This is a genomic window from Quatrionicoccus australiensis, assembly GCF_020510525.1.
Taxonomy (GTDB): domain Bacteria; phylum Pseudomonadota; class Gammaproteobacteria; order Burkholderiales; family Rhodocyclaceae; genus Azonexus; species Azonexus australiensis_B.
On record NZ_CP075188.1, the window covers coordinates 3,529,766 to 3,544,735 of the forward strand.

The 14,970-nt window shown below is 62.3% G+C and carries 14 protein-coding genes; 3 read left to right on the forward strand and 11 right to left on the reverse strand.

Annotated features, from left to right (window positions below; translation table 11 throughout):
* Window positions 1–31: 31 nt before the first annotated feature.
* From trpE to rpe, 3 genes are all read right to left on the reverse strand, one after another.
* A complete protein-coding gene (gene trpE / locus KI612_RS16825; protein ID WP_226441213.1) occupies window positions 32–1,507 on the reverse strand; it encodes an anthranilate synthase component I in 1,476 nt (491 codons plus the stop codon).
* 122 nt (window positions 1,508–1,629) lie between these two features.
* Window positions 1,630–2,310, reverse strand: coding sequence for a phosphoglycolate phosphatase (locus KI612_RS16830; RefSeq protein ID WP_226441214.1), 681 nt, complete (start codon window positions 2,308–2,310; stop codon window positions 1,630–1,632).
* Window positions 2,311–2,380: 70 nt separating this feature from the next.
* On the reverse strand, window positions 2,381–3,094 hold the full coding sequence (gene rpe, locus KI612_RS16835; RefSeq protein ID WP_226441215.1) for a ribulose-phosphate 3-epimerase: 714 nt from the start codon (window positions 3,092–3,094) through the stop codon (window positions 2,381–2,383).
* A 40-nt stretch (window positions 3,095–3,134) separates the two neighbouring features.
* Between rpe and apaG the strand changes: the two genes are divergently transcribed.
* Both apaG and KI612_RS16845 read left to right on the forward strand, forming a co-directional pair.
* Window positions 3,135–3,518 (forward strand): Co2+/Mg2+ efflux protein ApaG, encoded by a 384-nt coding sequence (gene apaG, locus KI612_RS16840; RefSeq protein WP_226441216.1) that lies wholly within the window; start codon window positions 3,135–3,137, stop codon window positions 3,516–3,518.
* Complete coding sequence (locus tag KI612_RS16845; RefSeq protein ID WP_226441217.1) at window positions 3,515–4,108, forward strand: class I SAM-dependent methyltransferase; 594 nt, start codon at window positions 3,515–3,517, stop codon at window positions 4,106–4,108. The genes apaG and KI612_RS16845 overlap by 4 nt, the downstream gene beginning before the upstream one ends.
* Here KI612_RS16845 and ydiK read toward each other — a convergent pair.
* From ydiK to KI612_RS16865, 4 genes are all read right to left on the reverse strand, one after another.
* Complete coding sequence (ydiK, locus tag KI612_RS16850; protein ID WP_226441218.1) at window positions 4,064–5,200, reverse strand: AI-2E family transporter YdiK; 1,137 nt, start codon at window positions 5,198–5,200, stop codon at window positions 4,064–4,066. The two genes, KI612_RS16845 and ydiK, sit on opposite strands and share 45 nt — an antisense overlap.
* Window positions 5,201–5,227: 27 nt before the next feature.
* Window positions 5,228–6,454 carry a bifunctional glutamate N-acetyltransferase/amino-acid acetyltransferase ArgJ gene (gene argJ / locus KI612_RS16855; protein ID WP_226441219.1) on the reverse strand — a complete coding sequence of 409 codons (1,227 nt, stop codon included), beginning with the start codon at window positions 6,452–6,454 and terminating at the stop codon, window positions 5,228–5,230.
* A 60-nt stretch (window positions 6,455–6,514) separates the two neighbouring features.
* Complete coding sequence (gene secA, locus KI612_RS16860) at window positions 6,515–9,226, reverse strand: preprotein translocase subunit SecA (protein WP_319002961.1); 2,712 nt, start codon at window positions 9,224–9,226, stop codon at window positions 6,515–6,517.
* Window positions 9,227–9,333: 107 nt separating this feature from the next.
* Window positions 9,334–10,254, reverse strand: coding sequence for a M23 family metallopeptidase (locus tag KI612_RS16865; RefSeq protein WP_226441220.1), 921 nt, complete (start codon window positions 10,252–10,254; stop codon window positions 9,334–9,336).
* On the opposite strand from KI612_RS16865, the gene KI612_RS16870 reads away from it, so the two are divergent.
* Window positions 10,253–10,699 carry a DciA family protein gene (locus KI612_RS16870; protein WP_226441221.1) on the forward strand — a complete coding sequence of 149 codons (447 nt, stop codon included), beginning with the start codon at window positions 10,253–10,255 and terminating at the stop codon, window positions 10,697–10,699. The two genes, KI612_RS16865 and KI612_RS16870, sit on opposite strands and share 2 nt — an antisense overlap.
* A 77-nt stretch (window positions 10,700–10,776) precedes the next feature.
* On the opposite strand, the gene lpxC is transcribed toward KI612_RS16870, so the two are convergent.
* From lpxC to KI612_RS16890, 4 genes are all read right to left on the reverse strand, one after another.
* The gene (gene lpxC / locus KI612_RS16875) at window positions 10,777–11,691 is read right to left on the reverse strand and encodes a UDP-3-O-acyl-N-acetylglucosamine deacetylase (RefSeq protein ID WP_226441222.1); all 915 of its coding nucleotides are present in this window, start codon (window positions 11,689–11,691) and stop codon (window positions 10,777–10,779) included.
* 81 nt (window positions 11,692–11,772) lie between these two features.
* Entirely contained in the window at window positions 11,773–12,954 is a 1,182-nt protein-coding gene (gene ftsZ / locus KI612_RS16880) for a cell division protein FtsZ (RefSeq protein WP_226441223.1), read from the reverse strand.
* 35 nt (window positions 12,955–12,989) lie between these two features.
* Window positions 12,990–14,219: a cell division protein FtsA gene (ftsA, locus tag KI612_RS16885; protein ID WP_226441224.1), complete on the reverse strand. Its 1,230-nt coding sequence runs from the start codon at window positions 14,217–14,219 to the stop codon at window positions 12,990–12,992.
* A gap of 4 nt (window positions 14,220–14,223) precedes the next feature.
* The gene (locus KI612_RS16890; RefSeq protein WP_226441225.1) at window positions 14,224–14,964 is read right to left on the reverse strand and encodes a cell division protein FtsQ/DivIB; all 741 of its coding nucleotides are present in this window, start codon (window positions 14,962–14,964) and stop codon (window positions 14,224–14,226) included.
* Window positions 14,965–14,970 lie beyond the last annotated feature (6 nt).

Below are 14,970 nucleotides of genomic sequence, written 5' to 3' on the forward strand. Positions count from 1 at the left end.
CAGGCGGTTTTTGCATGTCGACCGGTAGAACTCAGTCGATGCGCGTATCCAGGCCCTGTTCGGCCAGCTCGGCGGCGCGCAGTACGGCGCGGGCCTTGTTCAGGGTTTCGGTCCATTCCGAATTCGGATCGGAGTCGGCAACGATGCCGGCGCCGGCCTGGACGTAGAGTTTCTTGTCCTTGAGCACGGCGGTACGGATCGCGATCGCCACGTCCATGTCGCCGTTGAAGCCGAGATAGCCGACCGAACCGGCGTAGATGCCGCGCTTGACCGGCTCCAGTTCGTCGATGATTTCCATGGCGCGCACCTTCGGTGCGCCGGACACGGTACCGGCCGGGAAGGTGGCGCGCAGCACGTCGAGCGCATCGAGACCGGGTTGCAGCTTGCCTTCGACGTTGGAGACGATGTGCATCACATGCGAGTAGCGCTCGATCACCATGCGATCGGTGAGTTTCACCGAGCCGACACGCGCGACGCGACCGCAGTCGTTGCGTCCGAGATCAAGCAACTGGGTATGCTCGGCCAGTTCTTTCTGGTCGGAGAGCAGTTCTTCGGCGAGGGCCGCATCTTCTTCCGGCGAGGCGCCGCGTTTGCGCGTGCCGGCAATCGGCCGCACGGTGACGCGCTCGCCTTCGAGGCGAACCAGGATCTCCGGCGAGGCGCCGACGACATGGAAGTCCTCGAAATCGAAATAGAACATGTAAGGCGACGGATTCAGGCTGCGCAGTGTGCGATACAGCGCCAGCGGGCTGGCGTGAAAAGGCTTGGTCATGCGCTGCGAAAGGACAACCTGCATGATGTCGCCTTCGGTGATGTAGGCCTTGGCCTTGAGCACCGCCTGCTTGAAGGCAGCCTCACCGAACACCGAGACAGCCGGCTCGGAATGCATCGGCTGTTCGCTGGGCAGATTGACCGGGGTGCGCAGTTTCTGCAGCAATTCCTTGAGGCGGGCGCGCGCCTTTTGATACGCCCCCGGGAAGCCCGGCTCGGCGTAGACGATCAGGGTCAGTTTGCCGGACAGGTTGTCGACGACGGCGATTTCCTCGGAAAGCAACAGGCCGATGTCCGGCGTGCCGATTTCGTCCGGCTTGTTGGTGCGGGTCAGACGGGTTTCGACATAGCGCACGGTGTCGTAACCAAAGCAGCCGACCAGGCCGCCGCAGAAGCGCGGCAGGCCGGACGTGGCCGGCGCGCGGAAGCGCTTCATGTAATTGCCGATGAACTCGAGCGGATTGGTGTCGTCCTCGCGCTCGGCAATGCGGTTGCCGGTCAGGACCAGCACCTGGTGGCCGTTGACGACGATGCGTGTCGACGCGGCCAGGCCGATGATCGAGTAGCGGCCAAAGCGCTCGCCGCCCTGCACCGATTCGAGCAGGTAGGTGTAGGGCGTGTTGGCCAGCTTGAGGTAGATGGAGAGCGGCGTGTCGAGATCGGCGAACGTTTCCAGCGTAACGGGAATACGGTTGTAGCCTTGCGCGGCAAGCGCGTTGAATTCGGTTTCAGTCATGGGAAGCCTCGGAAATGACAGGGGTGTTGCGTACTGGTGCATTGCGCCGCAAGGGCGCGCGAAGGGAGATCAGGGGCGCCAGCGACGCCAACCGTGCCATTCGTTCCAGATGCGCAAAGGAGTCATTTTTTCGTGAGGTCTTTGAAAGTGAGCGCTTGCCGATAGGCGGCAAGCAGGTCAGATACTAGCGCATCGCAATCCGCACTGTCCACCGGCTCGCCCTCGTTGTAGCCGTAGGGCACGGCATAGGCCTGACAACCGGCGGCATGCGCGGCATGGATGTCGTTTTTCGAGTCGCCGATGTGCAGGTTGCGGTCCGGCCGCACGCCAAGGATGCGACAGGCGTGCAGGATCGGTTCCGGATGCGGCTTCTTGTGCGCTGTCGTATCGCCGGAAACGACCACGTCGAAATAGTCGGCCAGCCCCATGTGCTCGAGCAGCGCCTCGGTGAACATGCCCGGCTTGTTGGTGACGACGCCCATCCGGAGTCCGCTCGCCTTCCAGGCGTCCAGCCCGGCGATCACGCCGGGATAAATCGTCGTCAAACGACCGTTGACCGCTGCGTAATGCCGCTTGAACGATACGATCGCCAAATTGAGCTGTTCGACTGACGGCGGCTGCGCATGCGTCAGGCAGCGCTCGACCAGCACTGCCAAGCCCTTGCCGACGAAGCGGTGTACCTCGGCCGGCGAGCGCTGCGGCGCGCCGATTTCGTCGAGCATCAGCCGGCAGGCCTCGGCCAAATCGGCAATGGTGTCGAGCAGCGTGCCGTCGAGATCGAAGGTAACGGAGTGAAAGTGCATTTTAGGATCGAGTTCTTGGATTTTAGGATCGAGGAAAAGCAAAGGGCGCGAGCATTCTGCCTACTCGATCCTAACAGCTAGATCCTCGATCCTGCAGTTCGGCGCGCAGTGCGCCGATGATCGTATCGTAGCGATGCGGGTCTTCGGCCTTGCCGGCACCGTACACGGCCGAGCCGGCGACGAAGGCATCGACGCCGGCGCGGGCGATCTCGGCGATATTGCCAACATTGACGCCGCCATCGATTTCCAGGCGAATGCGCCGACCGCTTTCCTTTTCATAGGCATCCAGCTTGGCGCGCGCCTGACGCGCCTTGGCCAGGGTACCGGGAATGAACTTCTGGCCGCCGAAGCCGGGATTGACGCTCATCAGCAGGATGACGTCGATCTTGTCGAGCACGTAATCCATGTAATCGAGCGGCGTCGCCGGATTGAAAACCAGGCCGCCCTGGCAGCCGGCATCGCGGATCAGCGACAGGCTGCGATCAACGTGATCGGAGGCTTCCGGGTGGAAGGTGATGATATTGGCCCCGGCCTTGGCAAAATCGGGGATGATGCGATCAACCGGCTTGACCATCAGATGCACGTCGATCGGCGCCGTGGTGCACGGGCGGATCGCCTCGCAAACCAGCGGGCCGATGGTCAAATTGGGAACATAATGGTTGTCCATCACGTCAAAGTGAATCCAGTCGGCACCCGCAGCGATGACGTTGGCCACTTCCTCGCCCAGCTTGGCGAAATTGGCGGAAAGAATGCTCGGTGCAATGACGTAATCTTTGACTGACATGATGGTTCCCTGAACAAAAACAGACAAACGAAATTATCCCATGCCCGACACCGACAAGTACTGCATCAAGGTTGAATCCAGCCCGCAATTCATTCCCGAACAATCCGACCCGGAAGCCCATCGCTACCTGTTCGCCTACACCATCACCATCGTCAATGTCGGCGATGTCGCGGCGCAACTGGTGTCGCGGCACTGGATCATCACCGACGCCAACAACGAGGTGCAGGAAGTGCGCGGCCTCGGCGTGGTCGGCAAGCAGCCGCTGCTCAAGCCGGGCGAAAGCTTCCAGTACACCAGCGGCTCGTCGCTGACCACGCCGGTCGGCACGATGAAGGGCACTTACCAGATGGTGGCCGAGGACGGCACGCATTTCGAGGCGGAAATCCCCGAGTTCGTGCTCGCCATGCCGCGCACCCTGCATTGAGCCTGCAGCGCAGCTACACGCTGATCGCGCCGTTCTACGACGCGGCGATTGACCGGGCGACACGGGCGGCCCGCCAGCACAGCCTGCGCGCCTTGCCCGCACAGCCCGGACGCGTGCTGCTGGCCGGCGTCGGCACCGGGCTAGACCTGCCGCACCTGCCGCCGCAACACCATTACATCGGCCTCGACCTGACCCATGCCATGCTGCGCCGTGCCCTGCCGCGCGCCGGCCGGGCCGACTTCGTACCGGTTCAGGGCGACGCCCAGCGCCTGCCCTTTGCCGACCACAGCTTCGACAGCGCCGTACTGCACCTGATCCTGGCGGTGGTGCCGCAACCGGCCTTGTGTTTCGCGGAAATCGCCCGCGTCGTGCGACCGGGCGGCCAGGTTCTGGTTTTCGACAAGTTCCTGCGCGCCGGCCAGCCGGCCTTGTTGCGCCGCCTGGTCAATCCGCTGGTTCGCCGACTGGCGACCCGGCTCGATGTCGTTTTCGAGGAAGTGCTCGCTGCCGCGCCGGATCTGGCGCTGGAGCACGACCAGCCGGCCCTAGCCGGCGGCTGGTTCCGACTGCTCCGCCTGCGCCGGCTCTGAAGGCGGCAAGGGCGCAACCGGCTCGGCGTCACTTTCGTCCTTGCCGAGGCCATCTTCAACCCAGGCCTGCATCAAGGTATAGGTGACGGCGAGCACGACCGGCCCGACGAAAATGCCGACCAGGCCGAAACCGAGCATGCCACCGATAACGCCGGCGAAAATCAGCAGCAGGGGCAGATCGGCGCCGCGCCGGATCAGCATGGGACGCAGGAAATTATCCAGGCTGCCAACAATCAGGCTCCACACCAGCAAGCCCGTCGCCCAGCCCGCATCACCCTGCCAGTACATCCAGCCAACCGCTGGCAGCAACACCAGCATCGGGCCGATCTGGGCGATGCACAGCATCAGCATCAAGGCCGAGAGCAGCGAGGCGAAAGGAATGCCGACCACAGCCAGACCAAGGCCGCCGAGTACCGTCTGGACGATGGCGGTAACACCGACGCCAAGCGCAACGCCATGGATCGCCTGCCCGGCCAGCACGATAGACTTTTCGCCACGCTCACCGGCCAGCCGGCGACCGAAGCGCAAGGCCATGCGCGCGCCGGTCTCGCCCGAGGAATAAAGAATCGCGGCAATCGTCACGACCAGGAAAAACTGGATCAGCATGCCGCCCAGACCACCCACCTGAGCGAGCACCCACTTGCCCGTATCGGCAGCATAGGGCGTCACCTTGGCGATGACGCCGGTGGAACCATCGAGCGCGACTTGCTGCCAGAAAGCGGCGACCGACTCGCCAACCAGCGGCAGCCCGGAGACCCAGGCTGGCGGCGGAGGCAGGCCGTTTTCAGTCAGCGAGCGCCCGGCAGCGGTCAACTGCCCGAAATGCCCGGAAATGGTATCGATTGCCAACCACAGCGGCAGCACCAGCAGAAGCAGCATGGCGAGAGACATCAGCAGCACCGCCGGCAGGCGGCGATTGCCCAGACGGGCTTCGAGCGAGCGGAACAGCGGCCAGGTGGCGACGACGAGCATCGTCGCCCACACCGTCGCCGCCAGGAAGGGCCGCAGAACCCAGAGCGACAGCGCGATCAGGCCGATGATGCAGAAAATGGCCAGCGTGGTACGGGCCAGGTCGCGGCGAATGTCGGTCATGCGAAGCTCCCGGCCCGGACTTGGCTGCTACGAACGGTAATCGGCGTTGATCTTGACGTAGTCGTAGGAAAAGTCGCAGGTATAGACGCTGGCCTGTGCCGCACCGCGCCCGAGATCGACGCGTACGGTGATTTCGGCCTGTGCCATGACGCGGGCGCCGTCCTCTTCCTTGTAGGCCGCCGCCCGACCGCCGTTTTCGGCAACCAGCACATCGTCCAGCCAGACCTTGACGCCATCGACGTCGAGATCGGTGATGCCGGCGTAACCGACGGCGGCGAGAATGCGCCCGAGATTGGGGTCGGAGGCGAAGAAGGCGGTCTTGACCAGCGGCGAGTGACCGATCGCGTAACCGACCTGGCGGCACTCTTCAACCGACTTGCCGCCTTGGACGGCGACCGTGATGAACTTGGTGGCGCCTTCGCCGTCGCGCACGATGGCCTGGGCCAGCTCAACGGAAGCAGCAATGATCGCGGCCTTGACCTCGGCCCAGCCGGCGTCGGTTTCGGCAGCGAAGCTGGCGCCGGACTGGCCGGAGGCGATCATCACGAAGGAATCGTTGGTCGAGGTGTCGCCATCGACCGTGATGCAGTTGAAGGAAGCATCGGCGGCTTCCTTGACCAGCGCATCCAGCAGCGGCTGCGCGATGCCGGCATCGGTGGCAAGGAAACCGAGCATGGTCGCCATGTTCGGCTTGATCATGCCGGCGCCCTTGGAGACGCCGGAAATGCTGATTTTTTTGCCGTTGACCGTCAGGACGCGCGAAGCGGCCTTGGCGACGGTGTCGGTGGTCATGATGCCGTGCGCGGCAGCATGCCAGTTATCCGCCTTCAGATCGGCGAAAACAGCCGGAAGACCGGCCTTGATCCGGTCGACCGGCAAAAGCTCGAGAATTACGCCGGTCGAAAACGGCAGTACCTGGTCCGGCGCAACACCAAGCAGGGCGCCGACCGCATCGCAAGTCTCCTGCGCCGCCTGACGGCCCGGTTCGCCGGTACCGGCATTGGCAATCCCGGTATTGATGACCAGGGCGCGGATTTCCTTGCCGCCCGCCAGATGCTTGCGGCAAATCTGCACCGGCGCAGCGCAGAAGCGGTTCTGCGTGAACACGCCGGCCACGGCACAACCGGCATCGAGCGCCACCAGGGTCAGGTCGCGCCGGTTTTTCTTGCGGATTTCGGCCTCGGCAACACCAAGGCGCACACCGGCCACGGGAAAGAGTTGATCGGCAGCAGGGGTAGCGTAATTGACAGGCATTCTCATGGCTCCAAAAGCATCAAGGCACCACGCGGGTGCCTTGGGGGGAATCAGTAAAAATCAGGACAGTTTTCCGTGGCAGTGCTTGTACTTCTTGCCCGAACCGCAGGGGCAGGGATCGTTGCGACCGATCTTCGGTGCATCGTCTGCCGCGGCGGGGGCTGCGCCGGCCGCATCGGCATCGCCGAGCGCTTCGTCGTAACCGGTGTGCTGGTACTGCACGTTCTGCACGTCGGCATGCGGCGCGGTTTCCTCGACGTCTTCTGCCGAGCGGATCTGCACGGTGAAGACGATGCGGGTGACTTCCTTGCGCACCAGGTCGAGCAGGCCTTCGAACAGCTCGAAGGCTTCGCGCTTGTATTCCTGCTTCGGGTTCTTCTGGGCGTAGCCGCGCAGATGGATGCCCTGACGCAGGTGGTCGAGCGCTGCCAGATGTTCGCGCCAGTGCGAGTCGAGACTCTGCAGCATGACATTACGTTCGAACTGGTGGAAATTCGGACCGCCGACCAGATCAACCTTGGCCTGATAGGCCTCGTCGGCACGATGCACGATGCGCGACAGGATGTCTTCGTCGGACAGCGTCGGTTCGTTCCTGAACCATTCGGCAACCGGCGCTTCGATCAGCAGATCGGCAGCCAGCGCACGCTCCAGGCCTTCCATGTCCCATTGCTCTTCGACCGACTCGGCCGGCACGTAGAGACGGAAGGTCTCGGCGATGACGCTGTGGCGCATCGCGGTGATGGTTTCCGAGATGTCGTCGGTTTCGAGCAGTTCGTTGCGCTGCTGGTAGATCACCTTACGCTGGTCGTTGGCGACGTCGTCGTATTCGAGCAGTTGCTTGCGGATGTCGAAGTTGCGGGCTTCCACCTTGCGCTGCGCCGATTCCAGCGAGCGGGTGACGAGCGGATGCTCGATCGCTTCGCCTTCCGGCATTTTCAGCTTGTCCATGATGGCGCGCAGGCGCTCGCCGGCAAAGATGCGCAACAAGGGATCGTCGAGCGACAGATAGAAACGCGAGGAGCCGGCATCGCCCTGACGACCGGCGCGACCGCGCAGCTGGTTGTCGATGCGGCGCGATTCGTGGCGTTCGGAACCGATGATGTGCAGACCGCCGGAAGCGAGCACCTGATCGTGCGCCTTTTGCCATTCGGCGCGCATTTCGGCGATTTTCGCGTCGCGTTCGGCAGGCGGCAGGGATTCGTCGTGCTTGATCGCCGAGGTCGCCTTTTCGATGCTGCCACCGAGCACGATGTCGGTACCGCGACCGGCCATGTTGGTCGCGATGGTGATCACACCCGGTCGACCGGCTTCAATGACGATTTCTGCTTCGCGGGCATGCTGCTTGGCGTTGAGCACGTTGTGCGTCAGGCCTTCCTTGTCGAGCAGGCCGGAAAGCAGTTCCGAAGCTTCGATCGAGGTCGTGCCGACCAGCACCGGCTGGCCACGCTTGGCGCATTCCTTGATGTCGGCAATGATCGCCGCATGCTTTTCGTCCGCCGTCTTGAAGACCAGGTCGTTCATGTCCTTGCGCACCATGGCGCGATGCGTCGGGACAACGACGGTTTCCAGACCGTAGATCTGGTGGAATTCGTAGGCTTCGGTATCGGCTGTACCGGTCATGCCGGCCAGCTTGCCGTACATGCGGAAGTAGTTCTGGAAGGTGATCGAGGCCAGCGTCTGGTTCTCGGCCTGGATGGCGACGCCTTCCTTGGCTTCGACGGCCTGGTGCAGACCATCCGACCAGCGGCGACCGGACATCAGGCGACCGGTGAACTCGTCGACGATGACGATTTCGCCGTTCTGCACGACGTAATGCTGGTCCTTGTGGAACAGCGTCATGGCGCGCAGGGCGGCATTCAGGTGGTGCATCAGCGTGATGTTGGCGGCGTCGTAAAGGCTGGTGCCTTCCTTGAGGATGCCGTGCTCGGCGAGCAGTTCCTCGGCATGCACGTAACCGGCTTCGGACAGATGGACCTGGTGGCCCTTCTCGTCGACCCAGAAATCGCCTTCGCCATTTTCTTCGGCCGAACGCGACAGCAGCGGCACGATGCCACGCATGCGGACATAGAGATCGGTCTGGTCATCGGCCTGGCCGGAAATGATCAGCGGCGTACGCGCTTCGTCGATCAGGATCGAGTCCACTTCGTCGACGATGGCGAAATTGAGGCTGCGCTGGACGCGTTCACCGGCCGTATAGACCATGTTGTCGCGCAGGTAATCGAAACCGAATTCGTTGTTGGTGCCGTAGGTGATGTCGGCAGCGTAGGCGGCCTGCTTGGCTTCGTGATCCATCTGCGACAGGTTGACGCCGACAGTCAGGCCGAGGAAGCGATGCAGACGCCCCATCCACTCCGAGTCGCGGGTGGCCAGGTAGTCATTGACCGTGATGACATGCACGCCCTTGCCGGAAATGGCATTGAGGTAGGCCGGCAGCGTGCCGACCAGCGTCTTGCCTTCACCGGTGCGCATTTCGGCAATCTTGCCGTAATGCAGCACCATGCCGCCGATCATCTGGACATCGAAGTGGCGCATGCCCAGTTCGCGCTTGCCGGCTTCACGGACGACCGCAAAGGCCTCCGGCAGCAGGTCATCAAGCGTTTCACCGTTGGCATAGCGCTGCCGGAACTCGTCCGTCTTGGCGCGCAGCTGCTCGTCGCTCAAGGCTTCGAGCGAGGGCTCGAGCGCATTGATGCGGCGTACGGTCTGGGAATATTGTTTGATCAGCCGGTCATTGCGGCTGCCGAAAATCTTTTTGAGTAGGCCAGAAATCATCGCGTTCGAAGGTTGGTTGCGCGCTGCAGCAAAGCGCCGATTCTAGCACGCAGTCCTGACCTGACGCTGCCTGGCTGTGTTATGTCTTTATGTCAGTTTGCGGTAGATCAACGGCGCTTGACCTGGGCAAACTCGACACCCTTTTTCAGGAACAGCGCCGGGTCCTGCGCCACACCGAACATCCGCACCTCGAAATGCAGATGCGGACCGGTCGAGCGTCCGGTCGTACCGATCGCGCCGATCAACTGGCCACGCTTGACCAGACTGCCCGGCTTGGCATCGATACGCGACAGGTGGGCATAACGCGAACTCAGGCCTTCGCCGTGGTCGACGTCGATGACATTGCCGAAATCAGGGTGATATTCCGCCGAAAGAACGACTCCATCCGCCGCCACGACCACCGGCGTGCCGGTTTCAGCGGTGAAGTCGATGCCTTCGTGCATGGCACGCAAACCGGCAATCGGATCGCTGCGATGGCCAAAGGGAGAACCCAGCGTAGCGTCCTTGACTGGCAAGGTGGTCGGCAACAGGCGATCACGCACTTTCTTTTCGAGCAGGCGCGATTCGAGCACGGCGAGCTCGTCGGTCTTGCGCTCGACCGTCGCCATCAGCCGCTCGATTTCGCCCTGCAACGCGCTTTCCGTCATCGGCGCCGGCAAGTAAGGACCGCCCTGCCCTGCTTTCGCGCGGGCCACCGGGGCTTCGCGCTTGATGCCGGAAAGATTCGCCACCCGTTCGCTCAGGGCATCGAGTTGCAAGACCTGCGCCTGCAGTTCGCCGAGCCGGGTCGCCATCAGTTGCAGGTTGTTGCTGACATAGTCGCGCGACTTCTGCGACTCCTGGCGCTGCAACGACAGCATCAGGTCCTCGACCAGCGGCAGACGGAAATGCACCGACAGCCAGGAAAAGATCGCCGAGGCGGAAAAGACCAGGGTCAGCACGACGGCAAGCACCGCCACGACATGACGAGGCATAATGGTGATTGTGCGCGCCGCCTTCAGATGGCGCGAAACCAGAATAATCTGCATGGAACCTCCTATGTACAACGGGCCAGAGCACTATCTCGACCGTGACGCCGCCAGTGGCCGCTTCATGGCCCACGCACGCCTTTTGCTCCAGCTCTCACGCCACTTCGAAACGATTGCACCAGCGGCTTTTCAGCACTCGGCGCGGGTCGCCAATTACAAGTCGGGGAAAATCGTTATCCACACCGACAACGGTGCGGTCGCCGCCAAAATTCGCCAGATGAGTCAGCGCCTGTGCAGCGAGTTATCGAAAGGAGGGGCGGAGTGTAGCGTCATGGAAGTAAAAGTTCAACCCCGCGAAATTCTTTCGCAATCAACCACTTCCACGCAGAAGCCGATTTCCGGCAAGGCCTGCGACGCGCTGCGGTCAAGCACCGAAAAACTGCCAAAAGGCCCGCTGCGCGAAGCGCTCGACCGTCTGCTCGAACGCGCAATCCGGCGCGACTGAGCCGTATCCGGCACGCCTCGGCGTAGCGGTCGACCAACAAAAAACAGGGAAAACCGGCCGCCGCTGCGACCGGAAAATCAGGCCGGCTGATTCAGCCAGCGCGTGACGCCAACCGGTGCCTGCTCGGCGACATCGAAGGAAGCGAACTCCCAGGATTCCTGATGATTGAGCAGTTCGCGCGCCAGCTGATTGTTCAGCGCATGCCCGCCCTTGTGCGACGAATACGCGGCAAGCAGCGGATGCCCGAGCAGATAGAGATCGCCGACGGCATCAAGGATCTTGTGCTTCACGAACTCGTCACCGTAGCGCAGGCCATCCTGGTTGAGAACGCGGAATTCGTCGAGCACGATCGCGTTTTCCAGACCACCGCCCAGCGCCAGACCGTTTTCACGCAGGTATTCGACTTCCTGCATGAAGCCGAAGGTGCGCGCCCGCGCCACTTCGCGCGTGTAGGACTGCTCAGCGAAGTCGATGACGGCCTTTTGTGCCGACTTGTCGATGGCCGGGTGATTGAAAACGATGGAAAAAGCCAGTTTGTAGCCGTCGTAAGGTTCGAAGCGCGCCCACTTGTCGCCATCGCGAACTTCGATGGGCTGCGTGACGCGTATGAATTTCTTGGCGGCATTCTGTTCCTCGATACCAGCGGACTGGATCAGGAAAACGAACGGTGCAGCCGAACCGTCAAGGATGGGCACTTCCGGCGCATCCAGGTCTACCCAGGCGTTATCGATACCGAGACCGGCAAAGGCCGACATCAGGTGTTCGATGGTGCCTACTTTCACCCCGTCCAGTTCCAGACAGGAGCACATGCGGGTGTCGCCGACCATGAAGGCCTTGGCAGGAATATCCACCGGCTCGGGCAAATCGACGCGACGAAAGACGATGCCGGTATCGGGGGCAGCCGGGCGCAGGGCCATATTGACCTTGACGCCGCCATGCAGGCCAACACCTGAGGCGCGAATAACTGTCTTGAGCGTGCGTTGCTTGAGCATGCAAGTGCTTGAATAATTTGGGGAGCGGCGCATTGTAACACAACGCGCCGCCGCCCTTTTTCAGAGAAAGGCTTTGTTACATCAATCCGCCTGCTTGCGCAGGAAAGCCGGAATGTCGTAACGATCCACACCACTGTTGGCCAGCGCCTCGACCGTCACGTTGCGCTTGCGCACCACGGCCGGGACATCGGCGATCTGGTTGTAGTCGATGGCCGAACCGCTGGAGAAGGCCACGGCATCGTGCGTACCGGTGGCCTGCGCCTGCAGGACCGGGGTATTGATGACTTCGAAAGTCTGACGCTTGGCAACCGCCTGGCCGAGACCGGTGGCAACCACGGTGACGCGCAGCTGGTCACCCATCAGTTCGTCGTACACGGCGCCGAAGATGATGTGTGCGTCTTCGGCCGCAAAGGCCTTGACGGTGTTCATCACTTCATTGACTTCCTTCATCTTCAGGCCGCCCTTGGCAGCCGTGATGTTGACCAGCACGCCCTTGGCACCGGACAGGTTGACGCCTTCGAGCAGCGGAGAAGCGACGGCCTGTTCAGCAGCGATGCGGGCGCGATCAACGCCGGCAGCGGCAGCGGAACCCATCATGGCGCGGCCCATTTCACCCATCACGGTACGCACGTCTTCAAAGTCGACGTTGACCAGACCCGGGTAGGTAATGATTTCGGCAATACCGCCGACGGCGTTTTTCAGCACATCGTCAGCAGCCTTGAAGCAATCGTCGACATCGGCATCGTCGCCCATGACTTCCATCAGCTTGTCATTGAGGATGACGATCAGCGAATCGACATGCTTGGAGAATTCGGCAATACCGGCTTCGGCGGACTTCATCCGCTTGTTGCCTTCAAAACTGAACGGCTTGGTCACGACACCCACCGTCAGGATGCCCATTTCGCGGGCAATTTCGGCGACCACAGGCGCGGCACCGGTACCCGTGCCACCGCCCATGCCGGCGGTGATGAAAGCCATGTGGGCGCCTTCCAGCGTCGCACGGATTTCGTCGCGATGCGCCTGGGCAGCTTCCTGGCCCTTTTCCGGCTTGGCGCCAGCGCCCAGACCGGTCTTGCCGAGCGACAGCTTGCTCGACGCAGCATTGCGGCTGAGCGCCTGTGCGTCGGTGTTGGCGGCGATGAATTCAACGCCGTTCACGCCTTCGCGAATCATGTGCTCGATGGCATTGCCACCGGCCCCGCCGACCCCGAACACCTTGATGATCGTGCCGACTTCTTCGTCTTTCTCGATGATCTCAAACATGACTACCTCCTCTGAAAAAACTGTTCAAATACAAATCAAAAATTCTTTACGAACCAGGACTTCATTCCCTGGAAGACATCCATGAAGCCCTGCTTTTCCTGGATCTTCTGACCGCGCTTCCTTTGCGCCTGGGCTTCGAGCAACAAGCCGTAGGCGGTCGAGAAACGCGGGTTCTGGACAACATCGGCCAGGCTGCCGTGGTATTTCGGGTTGCCGAGACGGACCGGCATGTGGAAGATTTCCTCGCCCAGTTCGACCATGCCCGGCATGACGCTGGCGCCACCGGTCAACACGATGCCGGAGGACAAAACCTCCTCGAAGCCGGCGCGGCGCAGTTCGTTCTGGATCAGCTCGTAGAGCTCCTCGACGCGCGGCTGGATAACGTCGGCCAGCGCCCGGCGGCTCAACTTGCGGCTCGGCCGGTCGTCAACGCCGGCGACTTCCATGTTCTCGGCAGCATCGGCCAGTTGCGACAGGGCACAGCCGTACTTGCACTTGATGTCTTCGGCCTCGCGGGTCGGCGTACGCAGCGCCATGGCGATGTCGTTGGTGATCTGGTCGCCGGCGATGGGGATCACCGAAGTGTGGCGGATGGCGCCCTGCGTCCACACGGCGAGATCGGTCGTGCCGCCGCCGATATCGATCAGGCAGACACCGAGATCCTTTTCGTCTTCGGAGAGCACGGCGTAGCTGGAAGCGAGCGGTTGCAGCACAAGGTCATTCACTTCCAGGCCGCAGCGGCGCACGCACTTGACGATGTTCTGGGCAGCCGAAACGGCGCCGGTGACGATATGCGTCTTCACTTCCAGGCGCATGCCGCTCATGCCGATCGGCTCGCGGATGCCATCCTGGCCGTCGATGACGAATTCCTGGGTCAGGATGTGCAGGATTTCCTGATCGGCCGGAATCGGCATCGCCTTGGCGGTCTCGATGACGCGCTCGACGTCGGACGGCGTCACTTCCTTGTCCTTGATCGCAACCATGCCGTTCGAGTTGAAACTCTTGATGTGACTGCCGGCGATCCCGGTATAGACGTCGCGCACCTTGCAGTCGGCCATCAGTTCGACCTCCTGCACGACGCGGCTGATGGTGTGCACCGTTTCCTCGATGTTCACCACGACGCCCTTTTTCAGGCCGCGCGAATCCTGCGAGCCCATGCCGATCACGTTCAGCTGGCCTTCCTGGTTGATCTCGGCGACCAGCGCGACGATCTTCGACGTCCCGATGTCCAGACCAACGACCAGATCCTTGTTATCCCTGCTCATATGCCTACTTTCCCTTCCCTTCGCCCGCGACTCGCATCGCGAAGCCGTTCGGATAGCGCAAATCCACCACTGCCGGCCGTATCGCCCGCTTGGCGACCGTTTCCGGATAAACCTCGATAAAGCGTTGCAGACGCACTCCGAGCGGCGCCTTGGCCTGCTCGCGCCCCATGTCCACCAACATTCCGTTCTCCAGCTTCAACTGCCAGGCCAGCCGCGGCGACAGGGTCACCTGCACCGGTTTCTCGCCGACCGTCCGGAAGCTGCCGACCAGATCGCTGTAACGCCGCAGCACTTCCTGCGAACTGCCAGCCGGACCGGCCAGCAAAGGCAGCACGGCGAGTTCCGAGTCGCCGAGCACGGCAGTGAAAACCTCGCCATAACTGTTCACCAGCTCGCCCCGCCCCTCGCCCCAGCGCGCCACCGGCCGATGCTCCTCGATCCTGACTTCCAGCCGGGCCGGCCAGACGCGCCGCACATCGACCTTGCGCACCCAGGGCAGCTTCTCCAGCGTGCCGCGCACGGCTTCCAGATTCAGACTGAAGAAATTTCCCTTCAGCGTTCCCGGCAAGACCTGCTCGATTTCCAGACGCCGCGTATGCGGCAGCACGTCGGCGAAAACCACCTGGCGCACCGGCAAGGACGGCACGCGCACCAACCAGACCGCCGCTGCGGCGAGCAAGGCAGCCGAAGCGACCAGCATCAGCAGGTCGGCAATGGCGTTCAGCAGGTGCGGTTTGTTCCACATTCATCC